At 64.1% G+C, this 245-nt stretch carries 1 protein-coding gene; it reads left to right on the top strand.

Annotated features, from left to right (window positions below; genetic code table 11):
- Positions 1 to 245: ABC transporter substrate-binding protein (locus V5P19_RS24260; RefSeq protein ID WP_334408084.1), on the top strand; the 245-nt coding region annotated here is incomplete at both ends.

Below are 245 nucleotides of genomic sequence, written 5' to 3'. Positions count from 1 at the left end.
GGCAAGAAGATCGCCTTCGTCCACGACAAGACGCCCTACGGCAAGGGGCTGGCCGACGAGACCCTGAAGGCGCTGAAGGCCAAGGGCGGCAAGGAGGTGCTGTTCGAGGGCATCAACCCGGGCGAGAAGGACTACTCGGCGCTCGTTTCCAAGATGAAGTCCGCCAACGTCGACGTCGTCTATTTCGGTGGCGTGCACACCGAGGCCGGGCTGATCATCCGGCAGATGCGCGACCAGGGCCTGAC

This window comes from Enterobacter sp. UNJFSC 003 (assembly GCF_036903355.1).
Taxonomy (GTDB): domain Bacteria; phylum Pseudomonadota; class Gammaproteobacteria; order Enterobacterales; family Enterobacteriaceae; genus Enterobacter.
The sequence above is the reverse complement of the archived record's forward strand: the minus strand, read 5'-3'. Positions and strand labels throughout refer to the sequence as shown.